We start from the raw sequence: 1,053 nt of genomic DNA, 5'->3' as shown, positions 1-1,053 counted from the left end.
TGCACCACTTCTATTGACAGCTATGCTGCCATCTCCTAAACCATCTACCAGCCATCGTAAAAACTGCATTCCACGGTCCCTGGCCTCCAAATGTTTGGCTTTGACTGAATCCTCGACTATTTCGGTTGACTCTGTTTCTGATTGCTTTTTCAAATTACGTTCAGAAACTAAGGCTTCGAGTTCGGCCATATTCTTGGCTCCGCTTGCAAGGCTATCTAAACCTTGAGAGTCATCCATGACTTGAACCGGGCGTGGACTAGATGTAGGTTCTTTTAGTCTTAGCTGCTCCAGTTCACGCATACCATTTTGTGCTGATTCAGATTCGGGCAATGAAATTGCTTCAGTATCAATTTGATAAGTTACTGTTTCAGTTGTTTTAATCTGTCCATGTTCTGATTCAGGATCAGCTGTTTTCTCAACAGGTTTACGATCGTCTGCGAAAAGGTCGGCAAGTTTTTTGCGACCTGCTTTGGTACCCGATTTAATTGTTTTTGGAGTTTTATCTGTCTCAGTGTCTTTCACCTCAGTGTGAGGTTTGGCTACTGTCTCAGTTTCAACTTCTACGCTTATATTTTCCTGAATCGGGCTAACGGCATTTACTGCTGTCTCAGCTTCTAAATTGGTTGATTCTGTTTGTTCTGAATCAGGTTCTATCAGGTTAAAGTTTTCGATTAAATTATCAATTGAGCTGTAATTCGGTTTATTCGGGGTTGCTGCTTTTTCTGACTCACTAGATCTATTTTTCTCTGGAGCAGGTGAGTTCTTACTGTTGTCAAAAGCAGAGTTCGCTGTCTCAGTTTGATTTTTTTCGGGTTGGGAAGGCTGTTCTGTCATTTCCGGTTGAATAGACAGAAAATCCATTTTGTCTTTGGTGTTGGCTGACTTAACTTCAATATCTTGTGCTTGAATTGATGTTTTATCCTCCGAAGCTACAACATCTGCTATTTCCTTTTTAGCGACAACTTCAGAAAGATTGCCTAAGAACTCAGCCGGATAATCTCCATCCGGATACAAGGTTTTGGCATTGAAACAAAGTACACTGAATACATTGCG

General features: G+C 41.2%; 1 protein-coding gene. It reads right to left on the bottom strand.

The features are described 5' to 3' along the window. On the bottom strand, positions 1-1,053 hold a 1,053-nt coding region (locus AB0H81_RS44975), incomplete at both ends, for a hypothetical protein (RefSeq protein ID WP_358388795.1).

The organism is Nonomuraea sp. NPDC050691, assembly GCF_040654455.1.
GTDB lineage: Bacteria > Actinomycetota > Actinomycetes > Streptosporangiales > Streptosporangiaceae > Nonomuraea.
This window is presented reverse-complemented; position numbering and strand designations above follow the sequence as displayed.